The sequence below is a fragment of the Algoriphagus lutimaris genome, from assembly GCF_017051705.1.
Classification (GTDB): Bacteria; Bacteroidota; Bacteroidia; order Cytophagales; family Cyclobacteriaceae; genus Algoriphagus; species Algoriphagus lutimaris.
The window spans coordinates 1-17031 of record NZ_JAFIDJ010000004.1 but is presented as its reverse complement, the minus strand read 5'-3'; the positions used below and the strand labels follow the sequence as shown (position 1 = coordinate 17031).

At 39.4% G+C, this 17031-nt stretch carries 15 protein-coding genes; 4 read left to right on the top strand and 11 right to left on the bottom strand.

Translation table 11 applies throughout. The features are described 5' to 3' along the window. Positions 1-40: 40 nt before the first annotated feature. Positions 41-601 (bottom strand): YdeI/OmpD-associated family protein, encoded by a 561-nt coding sequence (locus JYB62_RS18585; RefSeq protein ID WP_205646908.1) that lies wholly within the window; start codon positions 599-601, stop codon positions 41-43. Positions 602-852: 251 nt separating this feature from the next. Here JYB62_RS18585 and JYB62_RS18580 point away from each other — a divergent pair, with 251 nt between their 5' ends. Beyond that, the gene (locus JYB62_RS18580) at positions 853-1569 is read left to right on the top strand and encodes a 3-ketoacyl-ACP reductase (protein WP_205646907.1); all 717 of its coding nucleotides are present in this window, start codon (positions 853-855) and stop codon (positions 1567-1569) included. A gap of 568 nt (positions 1570-2137) precedes the next feature. On the opposite strand, the gene JYB62_RS18575 is transcribed toward JYB62_RS18580, so the two are convergent. From JYB62_RS18575 to JYB62_RS18555, 5 genes are all read right to left on the bottom strand, one after another. Next, the gene (locus JYB62_RS18575; protein ID WP_205646906.1) at positions 2138-2803 is read right to left on the bottom strand and encodes a hypothetical protein; all 666 of its coding nucleotides are present in this window, start codon (positions 2801-2803) and stop codon (positions 2138-2140) included. Positions 2804-3002: 199 nt separating this feature from the next. Next, the gene (locus JYB62_RS18570; RefSeq protein WP_205646905.1) at positions 3003-4136 is read right to left on the bottom strand and encodes an FG-GAP repeat domain-containing protein; all 1134 of its coding nucleotides are present in this window, start codon (positions 4134-4136) and stop codon (positions 3003-3005) included. Positions 4137-4396: 260 nt separating this feature from the next. After that, a complete protein-coding gene (locus JYB62_RS18565) occupies positions 4397-7549 on the bottom strand; it encodes a PVC-type heme-binding CxxCH protein (RefSeq protein WP_205646904.1) in 3153 nt (1050 codons plus the stop codon). A gap of 366 nt (positions 7550-7915) precedes the next feature. Beyond that, positions 7916-8518: a DUF2911 domain-containing protein gene (locus JYB62_RS18560; protein WP_205646903.1), complete on the bottom strand. Its 603-nt coding sequence runs from the start codon at positions 8516-8518 to the stop codon at positions 7916-7918. 117 nt (positions 8519-8635) lie between these two features. Continuing rightward, complete coding sequence (locus JYB62_RS18555; protein ID WP_205646902.1) at positions 8636-9478, bottom strand: sugar phosphate isomerase/epimerase family protein; 843 nt, start codon at positions 9476-9478, stop codon at positions 8636-8638. An 85-nt stretch (positions 9479-9563) separates the two neighbouring features. Between JYB62_RS18555 and JYB62_RS18550 the strand changes: the two genes are divergently transcribed. The 3 genes from JYB62_RS18550 to JYB62_RS18540 all read left to right on the top strand — a co-directional run bounded on the left by JYB62_RS18550 (position 9564) and on the right by JYB62_RS18540 (position 11713). Continuing rightward, on the top strand, positions 9564-10607 hold the full coding sequence (locus JYB62_RS18550; RefSeq protein ID WP_205646901.1) for a twin-arginine translocation signal domain-containing protein: 1044 nt from the start codon (positions 9564-9566) through the stop codon (positions 10605-10607). Between the two features lie 28 nt (positions 10608-10635). Then, a complete protein-coding gene (locus JYB62_RS18545) occupies positions 10636-11016 on the top strand; it encodes a VOC family protein (protein ID WP_205646900.1) in 381 nt (126 codons plus the stop codon). Between the two features lie 82 nt (positions 11017-11098). Then, entirely contained in the window at positions 11099-11713 is a 615-nt protein-coding gene (locus JYB62_RS18540) for an alpha-ketoglutarate-dependent dioxygenase AlkB family protein (protein WP_205646899.1), read from the top strand. A 1-nt stretch (position 11714) separates the two neighbouring features. On the opposite strand, the gene JYB62_RS18535 is transcribed toward JYB62_RS18540, so the two are convergent. From JYB62_RS18535 to JYB62_RS18515, 5 genes are all read right to left on the bottom strand, one after another. Then, positions 11715-12275, bottom strand: coding sequence for a LutC/YkgG family protein (locus tag JYB62_RS18535; protein WP_205646898.1), 561 nt, complete (start codon positions 12273-12275; stop codon positions 11715-11717). Next, on the bottom strand, positions 12272-13630 hold the full coding sequence (locus JYB62_RS18530) for a lactate utilization protein B (RefSeq protein ID WP_205646897.1): 1359 nt from the start codon (positions 13628-13630) through the stop codon (positions 12272-12274). The genes JYB62_RS18535 and JYB62_RS18530 overlap by 4 nt, the downstream gene beginning before the upstream one ends. Continuing rightward, complete coding sequence (locus JYB62_RS18525) at positions 13627-14370, bottom strand: (Fe-S)-binding protein (protein WP_205646896.1); 744 nt, start codon at positions 14368-14370, stop codon at positions 13627-13629. Before JYB62_RS18525 ends, JYB62_RS18530 begins: the two co-directional genes overlap by 4 nt. An 85-nt stretch (positions 14371-14455) precedes the next feature. Next, on the bottom strand, positions 14456-15796 hold the full coding sequence (locus JYB62_RS18520; protein WP_205646895.1) for an FGGY-family carbohydrate kinase: 1341 nt from the start codon (positions 15794-15796) through the stop codon (positions 14456-14458). Positions 15797-15828: 32 nt separating this feature from the next. After that, positions 15829-16863: a GntR family transcriptional regulator gene (locus JYB62_RS18515; RefSeq protein ID WP_205646894.1), complete on the bottom strand. Its 1035-nt coding sequence runs from the start codon at positions 16861-16863 to the stop codon at positions 15829-15831. Positions 16864-17031: the final 168 nt, after the last annotated feature.

The window sequence follows — 17031 nt, the reverse complement described above, 5'->3', positions numbered from 1 at the left end:
TGATGGCTGTGTAAAATCTAAACCAAAATTTGATTGGATTCTATCGATACTTGTCATTTAAGCCTTTGCCTTCCATGATCATAGGGATGATCTTTTCCAAACGATTCATTTTTGTAGCTTCCCTTTTAGCTTCCGTGATATACTCGATATACTCTTTTTGTTTAAAGGGAGTCAGCCTTTCAAATGATGCTTTTAAGTCCACATTAGACTGAAGTTTTTCTTTCAAAAGTACAGGGATCTCTACTTCATCACCTTTTTCGGCTTTCCAAGACGTTCCTTCTTTTTCATTTTGAATCGCCTCCTGCAGGTATTCCAGGATTTTAGGTTCATCAATTTCTTCTATGGATTCAAACCGCCATTGACGCATGGCTTTGGTTTTACCTTCCTGGGCATTGATCAAAACTTGATAGGGATCTGAAAGAAAAACACCATTATAAAACCAAAGTCCAAAGTGAGTTTTAAAACCAGTATAACCAACCACATTTTTACCATTGATAGTAAATACAGGCATACCCCATTTGACGGTTTCTAACAACTCAGTCTTGGCAATTATTTCATTGAGTAAGCTAAAGGCTTCTTTCCATTGATTATTTTTAGTCATAGGGAAATCCTTTTAAGAGCTAAGTTAAAAAATACCCCTTCTGATTACAAAGAATTAGTAGGGGTGAGTATAGCGCCTAAAATTTGTTCAAAGCCTATCCTGAAGAAAACTATATCCTAATACTAGACACAGTTTACCTAAATGGATTTTTTGTGTCTTTGGGAAAAAAACTCAACTGATGAAACTGACTTTGAAAACTTAGGGTTTTATAGATCAATTTTGATTTTTCATTTTGTATAAATTTTAGAGATATGATTTCATTAAAAGGTAAAACAGCCATCATCACGGGAGGAAGTCGTGGACTAGGTAAAGCCATAGCCTTGCAATTGGCACAGGAAGGAGTAAATATTGGCATTACTGGCCGAAATGAGGGGAAATTAAAAACTGTTGCAGAAGAGGTGAAGGCTTTTGGAGTTAAAGCTGCTTTTGCTGCTTTTGATGTGTCCAGTGAAGCTGAAGTAAAGAAAGGAATCGATGCCTTGGTAACTGAGCTAGGTGGGGTGGATATTTTGATCAACAATGCCGGGATCGGTAAAATCGGAACCTTGGAAGAAATGTCCTCAGAGGACTGGCAACAGGTAATCCAGACAAATTTGTTTGGAGTATATTATGCAGCAATGGCCGTATATCCATACCTAAAAGAAAAAGAGGAGGGGGATATTGTCAATGTTGCCTCTACTGCAGGGCTGAAAGGTGGAGCGCATATGTCTGCTTATGCGGCTTCAAAAGCGGCTGTGATTTCTCTTTCGCAATCCATGATGGCTGAGTGGAGAAAACAAAATATCCGAGTAATTACATTGACTCCAAGTACTATTGCTTCGGATATGAGTATTCAAGCTGGATTGACCGATGGGAATCCGGATAAAGTACTTCAGCCGGAAGATTTTGCGGAGTGGGTAAGAGATATTCTAAAAATGAACCGTCGTGCTTTAATTGCCAACGGTTCGATTTTCTCTACCAACCCTTGATTCAACAGATAGCAAGTGCAATTTATTTACAATTGCGCTTGCTATTTTATTTCAACCAACTCCACCGCTCCGCCCAATCGGAAAGAACTTCATTTCTTCCTTTAAATATTGTATCCCCGGCATAATAATAGATCTTAGATACGCTGGTTCTGCAAACCCTTGTTTATGTTTTTTCAATTGAGGTAAGTCTCTTTGATCACGATTGATCATCCTAATGATTTCTTTAGTACTCCCATTTCTTTAAGAAGGAGAAGAGTCCAATCCTTTCAGGTAAAAAGATCTGAATACATCAGGAGATGTGTCAAGCTCTGATTGTCATCTGGTTCGGTGTCACCAACGTCGGTACTGGTTAATACTTGTGGTTTTGAAACAGAAGTAGTTTGGCCAAGGAGCTGGACAGAGAAAAGGTAAATAATAGAAAGTAGGCTTATATGGATCATCTTAAGAATGCTGAAAAGTTTGAATATGTAATCATCTGATCAAAAAAGTGTCCTTTGGTTAGGGTATAAAAAAAGGTACAGAAAAGTCTGCACCTTTTTTTAATTACTTCCAATTGAAATGGATCAGTTTATTTGATTTGGAAATTACCTTCTTTAATATCTACTGGAGTTCCCCAGCCATAGCCAAATAGATCTTGGCAGGTAAAGTTATTTGCAATAACATCCTGGGCATCTTCAATGGTGTCAAAAGCTCCTGGATAATACCAAATGGTGTTGTAATGTTGGTCTGGAGTAGCACCGTTTCCTTCTCCATTATCGGTAAGACGGAACCATACGACCGTGTTATCTTGGTACCATGCATTTAAGTCTTCTTTTGAGTCAGTTATGAACATAGCCACTACTACTTCGTTGCCTTCAGCATAGGTGCATAACACTGTACCATGGACATCACCCCAGAAATTGGATTTGATTTCTACCTGGCCTTTTCCGGAAGTGGCGTTACCAGAGGCATTTAATGATTTTTTCCAGGTGTTTTCTGAATCATTTGCAAAATACTCCATATGTCCATTGACCATCACCTCAGCTCTTCTGGATTGTATGCCAGATGCTTTTTTACTTTGAGAGGTAGGTTGAATCGGAACCTGTTTGATGTTTCCATCAAAATCAACGGTGTTTAAAATGTTGGTACTCTTCATCATCGTAGGGTCAGACGTAAGGCCTTCCTCATTGGACATTTCACACCCTGAAACGATTAAAAGAAATAAGCAAGAGAAAATTATTGAAAAATTTTTCATAGTTAAAAATGTTTAAGTGTTAAAAGAATAAATATCAATATAACAAAAATAAATTTAAATATTTTAAGTTATTGTATTTATTAATCTAGATTAACTATGATTTTTTATGATGTTTAATATTAGTTTTATAATATTTTAAATTAGTTTGAAGGCGAGGTTAATTGAGACTTTATTGAATGACTGGGTTTGAATTTTCTCCTTAATTTTTCCCATTTCCCAAATTATGGAATACCACCAATCCATCTTTTCCCGCCACAGCAATATCCTTCCAGCCATCCTTATTGAGGTCTGCTACTGAAAAATACAGGCCACTTCCTTTGCCTTCACCTGCTGGTCCATAGCTTATGATGGTTTTGCTGAAAGACTCTCCGTTCCATTTGAAATAGTATAATCCCACATAATCCTTGCCTCCTGGGTCTTTGCCATTATGTGCTCGATGACGTTTTCCTGTGACTAGTTCATTTTGTCCATCATTATCTATGTCTACCCATTCCATGGTATGGTATTGGGACTGAAATGGATCGATTTGATGCTTGACAAAATTGAGGGTATTTCCTGTATTTTGTTGCTCCAACCAAAACAAGCCAAAGGTATGCGCTTGTCCTACGATGATATCTTGTAATCCATCTCCATTCACATCAGCAATGATCATAGGAATACTTGCATCTCCTAAATTGAAGTCTTCATGTAAAATCCATTCTCCAGATTTGAGATCCCTTGGGGCTTCCAACCATCCTTCTGAAATCACCAAATCTTTCCTTCCATCTCCATTGATGTCTCCTAGGCCCAATCCATGACCGTGCATGTCCGTAACAGGATATTTTTCAAATTGATCAGGACCGGTTTTCTTAAAAAAAGCGAGCGGTTTTCTGGGCGTATTTGGGAAGATTTCCAACACACCATCTCCATCGATATCCCAACCCCTTGTGGTTTCGATATTACCGGTTTTGGCAATTTCATGAACAGGCCATTCAGACCCATTTCCAGGATTTTCTTTCCAGATCAAAGTTCCTTCAAACCATCCTCCCGTTACAAAATCCATTTTCCCATCCTCATTGACATCCATGGGAATCGTGGAAAAATCCTCATAATATTCCCCGTAGCGTTTCACCTGCCCGATCAGGGATCGATCGATAAATTCAGGGCCTTTGTACCAAAAGCTACCTGATACTAAATCCAAAACCCCATCATTATTTACATCAAATACACCCACCGATTCCGTGCTTTCAAAGGCAATTACCTGCTTTTGAAATTTGACTGTCATTTCTTGAGCCCCAACAGTCATTGGAATTGTTGCTAACAGCATGAAAAGCGTATGTTTGATTGGGTTCATTAGTTATGGGGTTAGTAAAGTCCACAGACGACCGATAACAGCCGACCGGGAACTAGTATAAATATCGAGATTGCCGCGGCTTCCTTCCTAACTTCGCTTTGACGACTTATTTTTTTGCTACAAGTATCAGTCCGAGTGGGGCGAAGTACCTTTCCACTCCCTGCCTACCATCAGGCAGGAGCTCAGGGCGACAGATATCATTTAAAACTCAACTGATCACTGTTCCCGAAAACTTTCGGGACTGAACACTGACTTCTGGATTACTTTTCCAAAGGATGCATTTGCAATAATTCTGAAGGCTTATAGAAACCTTCATAATCCTTGATTTCTTCTCTTACCTTTTTGACTAATTCAGGAGATATGGGAGAAGCTTGGTTGCCAAAGGAATTTCTTACATAGGTCAGAACTGCAGCCACTTCTGAATCATCCAACATGCCTTCAAAAGGGGTCATCGGAACCTGTCCAGGATAATCTTTACCCAGTACGGTGATTGGACCCAGCAGTCCTTTTAAGACAATTTTGATTAATCTTTCCTCATTTCCAGTAACCCATGGCGTTCCTGCCAAAGGAGGGAATTGGGATGCGGATAAACCCCTGCCGTTTTCTTGGTGACAAGTTTGACAGAATCCTTCCCTTGCATATATTTCTTTACCCAAGACGAATAATTCCCTGTCAGATCCGGTAAGAGATGATTTGATGTCCTCTTCTTTTTTCTCAGATACTGATAGCCCATTTATATGTGCGATGGCAGTTTCCAAGGTTCTAGGAATCCAAGTATTATCTTTTTCTTGTTTCTCTGCCTCGGCTAAAACCGGAACACCAATTTCTTTTGGTAGCCAGGAAGCAGCCGCGATGGCTTCCATTCTTACTCTACCATGGGGATCTTTGACTGCGGCCATTAATAATTCCGGCTGGTCTTTTACCTGGTGTCCTGTATATCTTAATGCTCTTACCGAGGCAGCCCTTACTCGGTAATCATCAGATTTTAAGAGTTGTCTTAATAAGTCTTGGTTGATTTTATTAATTCCCCAGGTTACCCAAAGTGCTTCTAGTCTATGGTGTTCATATCTTGGATCGGAAGGGTCCAGTTCAGCAAGCCACTTACTTACTGCTTCATATACTTCATCCACATCTCTTCCTCTCAACTCTCTTCTGGTTCTATATCGAGTCCTGTATTCTGGAAGCTTTAAATTTTCTAATAATTCAGGAATGCTAGCTCCATCGATTTTTGCTGGTTCTACTAAAGGTCGGGAAGGGTAGGTTACTCTGTAAACTCTTCCATGTACATGGTCACGGAATGGATCCCTTGCATTGTGCTGCATATGACCAATTAGGATATTGTGCCAATCTACCACATACAATGAGCCATCAGGTGCAATTTCCATATCTACAGGCCTAAAGTTTCCGTCTGTAGAGGTGATTAAATCCTGTGCCCAATTGGTAGTAAACCCTACCGTGTCTTCATGTACTTTATGTTGCTTGGTCCCCAAGAAACCAATGGTGTTATTGATAATCAAGTCTCCTTGCATTTCTTCTGGGAAATGTCGGCTATAAATGAACTCCAATCCTGAAGTAGGACGAACCATGTGTTTCTGCTCAATCAAATTTGGGCCTTTGAAATTGGCGTTTCCATAACGTGGATACACGGAGCCAGGAAGCATCCAGTTAACATTTGGTCCTGAGGTTTCCGCGTAGAAGTTCTGTCCCCATTCATCAAAAGCAATCCCCCAAGGGTTTGGAATACTCACTTGGTTTACTCGCTCCAACTTATGTCGTTTGGGCTCATACCGATAAAATCCTCCATTCGTTCCTCTTACAGGCCCATAGGAAGTTTCTACGTTGGTATGTAAGAATACACCTTCTGCCATATGAATGGCCCCACTTTCGTCGGTTGTAAATGCAGAGATCGCATGGTGGGTATCGTGGTCATCAAATCCGCTTAGAAGGATTTCCTTTGCATCTGCTTTATCGTCTCCATCTGTATCTTTCAATAAAACCAAATTTGGTGCTTGAGAAACATATACTCCTTCAGGTGCTATTTCAAAACCAACAGGAATAGATAATCCGTCTGCAAAAACTTTCACTTCATCTGCTTTACCGTCTTTGTCCGTATCTTCAAATATCAGCAGTTTATCATTTGGTTTAGAGTCACCTGGCTTGTAATGAGGGTAACTTGGCATTACGGCTACCCAAAGTCTTCCCTTATTGTCAAAAGACATTTGCACGGGATTGGCCAATTCAGGGAATTCTTCTTCTGAGGCAAATAATTCGATTTTATACCCATTAGGAACTGAAATCGTTTTTAGCGCATCTTCTCCGTATTTGTATTCCAAGTCTCCATTAGCATCAGGGTTGTAATTTGTTTTCACCTCTGGAAGTGATCTGGTCAATGCATCCGCTGCTGCCAAATCTTTCTTTTCCCCTTTGGTAGCCATCCAAATGGCTGTATCCCGAATTGCTGTCATTTGACGGATTTTTTCCAATTCAAATGGGTAATTGTCAGGTCCGAATGGATCATATCTACGACCGAAAACATGTACTCCGTTTGGAATTTTATAATCATTGTGCCAGATCCAATTTTTCTCCATGACAGCTTCATGGATCAACTCTTCATGCTCCGGAACTTTTGGGTTTCCACCGAAAATTTCATCGGCTAAAAATTCAGAAAACAAGCGGTAACCTTTGTCGTTCAATTGAGAGCCATCAATAGTCAGAGGGTCATTTTCCAAGGCATACCACTTCTCACTGGGTCCAAAAGCATCCACGAATATCACGTTTTCATGCTTTGCTACCACTTCTTCCATGGCTTCGGAATAAAGCGATAAATTTTTATTTTCTTCTTTTCCATCAGGGACATCTAATTGGTCAGATAAGTCCTCGAAAGCAATTGGGGAGACGATCGCCAATTGTGGAGCCGTACTGTCATTATATGTTTGTGCAAGGGTATGGCGAATAAAAGCGTCCAGTTCTGCTTTGTAATTCTCTAAGCCAGCCTCTCCATGGAAGCTTTCATTGTAACCAAAAAAACCGATGATTACATCTGCTTTTAGTCGGGTCAGCCATTCATCAGGTTTCTCAAAAAAGCCTATACTTCCTGATGGCGTGGCATATTCATCTTGAAAATCTTCAGCTCCTGGGAAAGCCCAAGGATCATTAGTGGCGGATCTGGGTCTGAATCCAGGGGTATCGCCTGGGTCTGACATATTCCGAATGATGAGTTGATTGTCAGGGAACCTTTTATAAAGTTCTGTTTCGAAATAGCCAAAATTCATCATTCTAGAGCCGAGGTTATTTCCGACCATCATGATGTGACTATCCTTTTTTACTTCAATTTTTTGATCAGGTGTACAGCTAAAAGCTAAAAGTCCAATTGCTGTTGCCAGCACTGGAGCTAAAGAATTAATTTTTCTCATTATTGTGTATTCATCCATTATAAGTTTAGCCAGAATTCAGAGGTTAAACAAGCTAAAAATGTCAATTGGGTACTTTTTAGGTTTTAAAGGAAATTGTATTGCTAGGTAGTTAATCTACGAGAAATCCTGTCCTGTACTAGGGGGTATCTATTTCAAATATACCTTGAATTTCAGTGGTGAAAATTCAATAGGACAAAAAAAAGTAGCAATTAAGGCTACTAGGAAATAGAAATTTAATCTTCGGAGCTTCTTGGGGCAGATCAAGGTCAGAATGAAAAATTGGGGCATCGTTCCCAAGCGATCACTAATTAAAAAAGAAAAGACCTTTGAGGCTTAAGCCTCAAAGGTCAAGAAAGCTTTTTGAAATTAAAAAACCCCTTTAAAGCCCTCTATTTTTTGGTCTACTTGGGTGTCTACAGGGAAGGCAAACATGGTTTGATCCCAAACAAAATGAATGCTTGCTACTTTATTGTCCTCCGCAGAAATCATAAACATCATTCTTTCATGAGGCATAGGAGTAGTCATGGTTTTAACCTTTAAAGCAACTGCATCATCAGCAGCTACTGCCGCTTCATCAATTTTGCCATCCTTCATATAGGCGAACACCGCATTTGCTTTTGGATTCAAATGAACTGTCCATTCTCCAGATTCCATAGGAGTAATAAATAATGAATATTTTCCAGCGTTTAGGGTTTTTCCTCCCACACTGACCGGAGTGCTAAACTCGATAATGGTAGGGCCATTGGCACCAGCTCTCCAGGTAACTCCGAATTTTTCTAAGTCTCCAAAAACTTTTCTCCCTTTGACTGCAGGGGAGGAGTATTCAATACTGATCTTTGTAAACCCTACAACTTGGGAAACATGGGCTGCAGGACTTGGAGCCGGGGCTTGTAATTGAGCGAAAGACTGGGTGGTAAATGCTAGGCAAAGAAATAAGATCATTGCTAAGAAATAGGACTTGTTGTTCATGTTATTGATTTTGGATTTAAAATTGATGTATAATTAATGATGAAAATTAACCTTGCTTTTGATGGATTGTTTCAATCTTCGTTTTTTAAGTATTTCTGGTTTGGACATCCCATCTGTTTATTTTTCTAATTGTGATTTAATAAAAGCAATACTCAAAGGGATCTGACTCACCGACCTGCTGCTTTCATCCTCGATCGTCAGATATTCGGTGCCCTGTTTCTTGGCCTCTTTAATGATTCCGGCTATATCTACATCCCCTGTTCCAAGCACCACATTGGTTTCTACATCTCCATGACCATCATTAGATCCAGGAGTTCCTATTTTACGGTCTTTCAAATGTAGCATGGGGAATTTTCCTTTGTAATTTTTCATGATTTTCAATGGATCTCCTCCTCCCATTTTCACCCAATAAACATCCATGTTGAAGTCAAAATTTTTCGCATTTTTCAACATATAATCCATTATGACTCCTTTTCCTTCTGGGTTGGGCACAAATTCATAACCATGTGGGTGGTATAAAAATACCAGTCCTTCTTTTTTCAATTCTTTACCCGTCTGGTTAAAAAGTGCAGTAGCCACTTTAATTTCGTCCAAGGTGATCGGTCCTTCTGCATGAGGGATCCAGTAGCAAGTCACGTATTTTGCTCCAAATCTTTTAGCTTCCTGTATAATTGGTGTTAAAGATTTAGTTAGTTGGTTATAGTCTGCACCTACCCCAATGAACTTTAAATTATTGTCCTCCAATAATTTCTCATATTCCAAGTCTGTCATTCCATAATTGCCACCACCTTCAAGGTTTTCAATCCCCCATTCAGAGATTAATTGATGGTATTTGACCGGGTCTTCCTTCATCTCGTTTCGAAGGGAGTAGAGTTGAATGGCTATTTCCTGAGAATAGCTTGATGAAAGCGGTAAGAAACCAAAAAATATCAAGGCAATAGAGTAAATAAGCTTTTTCATATGGGTTTAATGTATTGATTCTCGTAAATTACGAAGAATGTTCGGCTTTATGCGGATTCTAATTAATAAACAATAATCTAAAACTATGAAAACAAGTCGAAGAGACTTTGTCAAACAAACCTCCCTTGCGGGACTGGCCATGGGTATTGCCCCTTCATTTTCTTTCGGATTCAATACAGATGAAATTATCGGACATGGTGATTTTCAATATAAAGTAGATGCAAAATGGGGCATGTTAGACCCCTCTAAAGTGCCTGTGGTGAATTGCCACGAGATGGTCATGGACCGAAAAGGTAGAATGATCATGTTGACTGATGAAGCAAAAAATAATGTGATCATTTATGATCAAACCGGCAAGCTTTTAAAAACTTGGACCTTGGGCTTAGATCGGGCTCATGGATTGACTTTAGTGGATGAGGGAGATGCAGAATATTTATGGATTTGTGACAATGGAGGGAGAGTGGTCAAAACCACTTTGGATGGAACGGTGGTCAGTGAGATTGTCTCCCCAGTGAAAGAAGAGATTTATACCGAAAAGATGTCTTGGGTGCCTACGGAAACGACCATCGGCCCCAATGGAGATCTGTACATTGCAGATGGCTATGGCTCCCAATATTTTCTTCAATACGATAAGGATGGGATTTTTAAAAGAAAATTTGGTGGCCCAGGTTCTGGAGATTCTCAGTTCAGTACTGCCCACGGAATAACAGTTGACCAACGCGGAGGGAAGACGCCTACACTTCTTTGTACTTCAAGAGGTCATAATTCATTTAAGAGATTCAGTCTAGATGGAGAATACCTAGAGACTATTTTTTTGCCTGGGGCCTTTGTTTGTAGACCTGTGATACATGGCGATAATCTCTATGCTGGTGTGTGTTGGTCAAGGTTGAGGTATTTGGAGCAAACTCCAGATTCAGGTTTTGTGACCATTCTCAATAAAAATAATCAGGTTGTTTCAAATCCAGGAGGTACCGCACCTGAATACCGGGATGGTAAATTACAATTGATGGTTCAGTCTCAACCCATTTTCAAGCATTGTCATGATGTATGCATTGATCAGGATGAAAATATCTATGTATGCCAATGGAATGCTGGTAAGACCTATCCTATTAAATTGACAAGAGTGTAAGATATCTTTAATTCTAGATCCAATTCCTATGAAAAATGTAACTGTTGGTTGGTTTGAAATACCTGTTGCAGATATGGATAGAGCCATTTCATTTTATGAAAAAGTTTTTGATTGTAAGTTGAATAAGCAAGTCATGGGCGATTTTCAAATGGCCTGGTTTCCATGGGAGGATATGGAAAAAGGAGCTGGTGGCAGTTTGGTGTTTCATAAGGAGTTTTACGCCATTAGCGATTTAGCTGGTCCACTGATTTATTTTTCCTCAGAGGATTGTGATATCGAATTAGGAAAAGTAGAGGCAGCTGGAGGAAAGGTTCAGATACCAAAAAGAATGATCGCTCCAGACATTGGCTACATGGGAGTATTTAGTGATTCTGAAGGTAATAGGATTGCAATACATTCTAGAAATTAAAAATTGAAAAACCCCTGATTTTTTAAAGTCAGGGGTTTTATTTTGCCCGTAAGAAAATAAGGTAAGTTCAATTGATAGAATAATGAGTTTGTTTGATTTAGATTTTGATCCAACTAAGAATCTTCTTCCAGAAGGAGGTACGGTCAATTATTATGGGAAGTTATTGAATAAACAAGAGGCAGATCGGTGTTTTCAGACTTTACTAAATGAGATTGAATGGAGGAATGACGAGGCTATCATCTTTGGTAAGAAGATCATTACAAAAAGAAAAGTAGCCTGGTATGCAGAAAATCCATTCGAATACACCTACTCCAATAGTACCAAGACCGCTTTGCCTTGGACAAAAGAATTATTGGAATTGAAAAATAAAGTGGAGGAGGAAACAGGAGAGACTTTCAATTCCTGTCTGTTAAATCTCTATCATAACGGAGCAGAAGGAATGGCTTGGCACAGTGATGGAGAAAAGGATTTAAAAAGAAATGGAGCGATCGGTTCACTGAGTTTGGGGGCAGAAAGAAAGTTTGCCTTCAAACACAAAGATACCAAGCAAAAGGTAGAGATGATGCTGGAGCATGGCAGCCTATTGGTGATGAAAGGTGAAACGCAGAGCAATTGGCTTCATCGTTTGCCACCTACCAAAAAGATATCTCAAGCAAGAATAAATCTGACTTTTCGAACCATTGTAGAAAACTCCTAATCTAGACCAAAACGACCCTTAGGCTTTTTGCTCCATGTGCACCGATTACCAGCGATTGTTCAATATCAGCAGTTTTGGAAGGCCCCGCGATAAATACTCCGAAACCTGAGTAGTGTGATCCAATGAGAGAGTAGGCCTCATGCATGTTTCCCACCAATTTAGATTTTTCCAATACGATGACTAAGTGCTGGGTGATAAATGGAACCGCTCTCAATCCTAAGTTTTCATCTTCCAGCCAAATTGCTGCATTTTCAGCAACGCCCAGTTGGCCATCAATAATTGCAAGATCCAAATCATTTAAATCTGTACCTTTTTCAGGTAGCTCAAAAGTTTTTAAATCAGGTATTAATCTAGAGCCTGAATAGACTTTTGGATAGGCTCCTGAATTAACTAAATCCACCAATTCCAACTCGGAGATGATGGTCCCTTTGTTGTTTTTTACGGATTGCTGAAAAGTCTCTAACGTATTTTCTGATTCATCAAATGAAGGGACAGCAGGAAGTGGCTGCTCTTCTTGCGAAAGTTTTTTAATGCTGGATAGTATCAATTCTTTGCTGCTCATGATCTGTTTTTTTGATACCATTCTTTAAAAGATTCCTTTGGGACTGCAGGTAAATCCCTGTTTTTACCCCAAGTATTCAGGGGATTATAAATCACCGAATTTGGAAGTGTTTTCAAAGTTGATCGAAGGAGTTTTCCTGATATTTTATAAGCCAATGGGCTTTTGAATATGCCATTGGCCATCTTCATGGACATCCCTTTGGCAGTCCAACCCTGTGCTTTGGTGATCTCTTGCCTCCATTCATACAATTGCTCATGAATGTTGATTTTCACTGGGCAGACATCCGAACAGCTACCACATAAGGTGGAGGCAAAGGGTAATGTACTGTATTTTTTCACATCAATTCCCGGTGAAAGAATGGAACCTATCGGACCGGGTACAGTACTGCCGTAACTATACCCCCCACTTCTTCTATAAATAGGGCAGGTATTCATACAGGCACCGCAACGGATGCATTTTAAGGAGTTTTTAAATTTCTCTCTGGCTAATTGATTGGTTCTACCATTATCCACTAAGATCAAATGGATTTCCTTGCCTGGGGCCGGGCTTCTAAAGTGAGAATTATAATTGGTGATCGATTGTCCAGTAGCAGATCTGGCTAATAATCTCAAGAAAATACCTAAATCGGCCCTTCGTGGAATGATTTTTTCGATGCCCATACAGGCAATATGCACATCTGCTAAATGCACTCCCATGTCTGCATTTCCTTCATTGGTACAGACTACAAACTCGCCAGTTTCAGGAATGGCAAAATTAACTCCGGTGACAGCCACTTTAGCGGCCATAAACTTGTCTCTTAAATGTTGCCTGGCTGCATGAGTTAAATATACAGGATCCTCATTTCCTTTCTGTGTATGGAGTTTTTCATGGAAAATTTCAGAGATATCCCCCTTTTTTAAGTGAATGGCCGGGAGTACAATATGGCTTGGAGGTTGATTTAAAAACTGAACAATCCGTTCTCCAAGGTCGGTATCCACCACTTCTACTCCATGCTGTTCCAAGAAGGGGTTGAGGTGGCATTCCTCGGTTAATATGGATTTACTTTTGACGATTGCCTTGCATTTTTTTTCCTTCAAAATGCTCAAAACAATCTCATTGTGTTCTTTAGCGTCTTTAGCCCAATGAACTTTGATGCCATTGGCAGTAGCTTTTTCTTCCAGTTCTTCCAAATAGACATCTAACTTGGACAAAACATGGTTTTTGATCCCGGAAGCAAGGTTTCTAAGCTCCTCCCATTCAGGGATATTTTTGCTTGCGAGATCTCTTTTCTCACGGACAAACCAAAGAGTTTCATCATGCCAATGGGCTCTTTTTTCGTCCTTCAAGAAATTTGCGGCTTGACTTGGATGGCTCATGAGATGGCTTGATTTAAAATTTCTGCCAAGTGCATAAACTTGACAGGTTTATTGGTTCTTTCTGCGATTCCTTGTAAATGCATCAAACAAGAAGTGTCTCCTCCGCAGATGATTTCTACTTGATGCTCCAAATGATCCGAAAGCCTGTCTTTTCCCATTTGAACGGACAATGCTTCTTCGGAGACGGCAAAAGTTCCTCCAAAACCACAGCATTCATCTTTTCTGGTAAGATTGACTACTTCCAGATCTTCAATTCCTGCAAATAGGTCCATTGCTTTGCTAAATGGAGTTTCATTCAATTCTGAGGAGGAACTTAACCTTAATCCTCTTTGCCCATGGCAAGAGGAATGAAAACCTATTCGGTGGGGGAAAGATCCTTTGATGGTACCAACTTTCAATACATCCGTGAGAAACTCACTTAATTCAAAAATTTTGGATTGAACCTCCTTTTGAACTTCACTTAAGTCATCCATTTTTGGTTGGTGTTCTTTGATATGTAGCACACAGCTTCCAGAAGGGGCCACGATGTAATCAAATCCTTTAAAGGTCTCTAAAAACTGCCTCGTTGTACCTTCGGTATCCCTCTCAAATCCAGAGTTGGCCATAGGCTGCCCGCAACAAGTTTGATCCATAGGGTAGGTGACATTGCATCCTAATTTCTCCAATAGCTCTAAAGTAGCCTTTCCTACATGGGGATAAAACTGGTCAATGTAACAAGGTATAAAAAGGGCAACTTCCATGGATTTTATTAATAGATTCAAACAATTTTGGAATTTAAGAATCGTAAAGAATGAAGTTAGGAGTATTTTTAAGGTTTGGGAAGAATTAAATTACCGGTGGTTTGAAATCTGGCTGAACAAGTAAAGCTGCTCCTAAGGCGGTGCCAAGTGCAAAGTCACTGGTCAGGATTTCCAATTCAGGTAATTTTTTTCTTAACATTCCTACGAATATTTCATTGGCATTAAATCCTCCATCTATAAACATTCTTGAGACAGATGAATTAGCCCATACTAATTTAAGTGCTGCAATCTGGAGGTCCGTCAACTCGTGAATAAAGCTATAATAAGCGTCTTCAAAATCCTCGAATTCCTCAAAATTCATGGATTCGGCCTGAGTTAATCCATAGGTCTCTGGCTTTAAGTAGTGAAACCGAACCCGATTGGGTTTAAGTTTAACCTGATTAAATCGTTCTTCTTCAAAAGGCAATTTTTTATACGTTCCCATTGGTTTTTGAAAGAACTCATACATCTTTTCGACCTGGTATTTATGCTCTTCACCGATAAATAATCGACTGATTTTGATAGGATCACCTGTAATCCCAATGAACTGAAGACAATCTTTCAATAATTCCGATTCAGTCAATGGGCTTTTGTTGAATGGGTTAATGCTAATCGCCCAAGTTCCTGTAGATAAAAGCATAAATGGCTCATTTTCCCTTTTCAAATAGGGTAGAAGTGCTGAGGAAGAATCATGAACTCCTATGCCAGAGGGAATTTCTCCAAATTCTGGTAATGTTTTGAAAATAGAGGAGCTATTCATTGCAGGTAGCAACAAATCCAAAACCCCATTTTCTGTCAACCATTTATGATACGCTTGTTTTTTAAAATCCCAAAGACCCGTATGACATCCAATGCTGGTAAAATCTGAAACAAATTTCCCTGTAAAGATGGAGCTCAGGTACTGAGGTAAATGAAACGTATGTTTGATTTTTTTGAATTGTTCAGGCTTTTCATTCTTGAGGAAATAAAGCTGGAGACCTGAATTCAGCATGGCCAAAGGAGGGGAGGCGGTGGTAGTACAAAATTCCATTTTGCCTCCTTGTTCTCTGTAAAACCGATCTAGTAGTTCCTCGGGGAATGGTTTTAAATAATCATATAAAGGAGTTACAGGCTGCCCATTTTCATTCGTATGAACTAGGGTAGCTCCATAACTTGTGAAATTAATTCGTGTAATTTCAAAATCTTCCATTTGTCGAGCTTTGTTGAATGTATCAATCATCCAGCTTTTCAGCTCGTCTAATGGTTCAGACTGGAAACCATCTTCGTCTACCCCTGGCTCCAGTCGGTGGTAAGTTTGATAAACTACTTCTAAGTCTTGATCAAATAGAAAGAATTTTTTATTGGTTTTCCCAATATCGAAAATAGCGGTTACTAAAATTTTATTCATGAATGTTCAAGACCCATTAAATTGAATAATTGTTAGAGTGATTTTCTGACGATAAGTCTAAAAGGATTTTTGATAGGTATTCGATCTTCTGTACCTAAAATTTGGTTGGCGATAGACCTTCCCATATGGATGAAATCAGTAGATATCGTTGATATTCCTTTGTCTAAAATTTCTTTCAAAGGAGTTTCGTTGTATGAAATCAAACCAACATCCTGTCCCAGATTCAAACCTTGTTCTCTGGACTTCTTGATTATATTCACCAAATCTGACTCTGCCAAAACCAAGAATAGATCACCCTCATAAAGTGGCTCATCATCAATCCCGTCCAAGATCAGGTTTTCAAAATCATGGAAGAAGCAAAAACGCTTAAAGCCATCCACAATTTCTACTGGATACATATCCCCTTTTGGAAACACCAAGATCATTCTTTTATACTTCCTTAAATGGCTTAGCCCAGATTCTAGTGCAGCGAAAATGTCTTTTGCAAAATCCTGAAAAATCCCTGGGAATTCGTTTTCATGACCTTTTACAGCTCTATCCATGATCAACATCTTATCCTTTGGGATTTTCTTTAAAAGCTCGTATCCAGTCACAGGGTGTGTTTCTTTGTCAAAGAAATGGGGGGCTACAACATAATAATTGTATTTCCCCATGCTTTGATGCAGCAAATCTTCCAGCAGGTTCACATTATAATGGTGAATATGCATATCAACCGTAGCATTATCTCCTAGAGTCTCTATGATGGAATAGTAGATGATTTTCTTGTAAGAGCTTAATTTGTTGAACAAAAGGAGCACTTTTAGTTTGTTCTCAACATTCGTTGAACTGACATAGAAGCCCTTGCCTCTCACCGATGTGATGATACCGCGGTCCTTTAGCTCATTATAAGCTTTCTCTACAGTATCTCGGGAGAGTAAGAAGTCAAAACTAGTTTCATTAATAGAAGGAATTCGATCCCCGATGTTTAGTTTTCCTTTTTCAATTTCATCGAGGATCAAATTCACTACTTGTAAATACTTAGGGGTCCTTGAATCCGTAAGGATTCTTTCCGATTTGTCGACAAGCATAGTGTTCTGGGTTATGTTGGGTTTGGGTACTCATTGTTCTCTATCTAGGGAAAGCTGGAGCCAATCCACCGTCCACATTGATCATGTTTCCAGTTGATTTATTGAGCATTCCGGAAACGAAAGCAAAAGCTGCATCCGCGATGTCTGAGGTTTTTACGGCTTCTTTTA

What these genes read in the sequence shown, in the direction of transcription:
- JYB62_RS18560 (WP_205646903.1), bottom strand. Translation starts at nt 8,518, where the DNA reads ATGAACAACAAGTCCTATTTCTTAGCAATGATCTTATTTCTTTGCCTA.
- JYB62_RS18555 (WP_205646902.1), bottom strand. Translation starts at nt 9,478, where the DNA reads ATGAAAAAGCTTATTTACTCTATTGCCTTGATATTTTTTGGTTTCTTA.
- JYB62_RS18515 (WP_205646894.1), bottom strand. Translation starts at nt 16,863, where the DNA reads ATGCTTGTCGACAAATCGGAAAGAATCCTTACGGATTCAAGGACCCCT.
- JYB62_RS18535 (WP_205646898.1), bottom strand. Translation starts at nt 12,275, where the DNA reads ATGAGCAGCAAAGAATTGATACTATCCAGCATTAAAAAACTTTCGCAA.
- JYB62_RS18530 (WP_205646897.1), bottom strand. Translation starts at nt 13,630, where the DNA reads ATGAGCCATCCAAGTCAAGCCGCAAATTTCTTGAAGGACGAAAAAAGA.
- JYB62_RS18550 (WP_205646901.1), top strand. Translation starts at nt 9,564, where the DNA reads ATGAAAACAAGTCGAAGAGACTTTGTCAAACAAACCTCCCTTGCGGGA.
- JYB62_RS18575 (WP_205646906.1), bottom strand. Translation starts at nt 2,803, where the DNA reads ATGAAAAATTTTTCAATAATTTTCTCTTGCTTATTTCTTTTAATCGTT.
- JYB62_RS18525 (WP_205646896.1), bottom strand. Translation starts at nt 14,370, where the DNA reads ATGGAAGTTGCCCTTTTTATACCTTGTTACATTGACCAGTTTTATCCC.
- JYB62_RS18565 (WP_205646904.1), bottom strand. Translation starts at nt 7,549, where the DNA reads ATGAGAAAAATTAATTCTTTAGCTCCAGTGCTGGCAACAGCAATTGGA.
- JYB62_RS18545 (WP_205646900.1), top strand. Translation starts at nt 10,636, where the DNA reads ATGAAAAATGTAACTGTTGGTTGGTTTGAAATACCTGTTGCAGATATG.
- JYB62_RS18570 (WP_205646905.1), bottom strand. Translation starts at nt 4,136, where the DNA reads ATGAACCCAATCAAACATACGCTTTTCATGCTGTTAGCAACAATTCCA.
- JYB62_RS18580 (WP_205646907.1), top strand. Translation starts at nt 853, where the DNA reads ATGATTTCATTAAAAGGTAAAACAGCCATCATCACGGGAGGAAGTCGT.
- JYB62_RS18540 (WP_205646899.1), top strand. Translation starts at nt 11,099, where the DNA reads ATGAGTTTGTTTGATTTAGATTTTGATCCAACTAAGAATCTTCTTCCA.
- JYB62_RS18585 (WP_205646908.1), bottom strand. Translation starts at nt 601, where the DNA reads ATGACTAAAAATAATCAATGGAAAGAAGCCTTTAGCTTACTCAATGAA.
- JYB62_RS18520 (WP_205646895.1), bottom strand. Translation starts at nt 15,796, where the DNA reads ATGAATAAAATTTTAGTAACCGCTATTTTCGATATTGGGAAAACCAAT.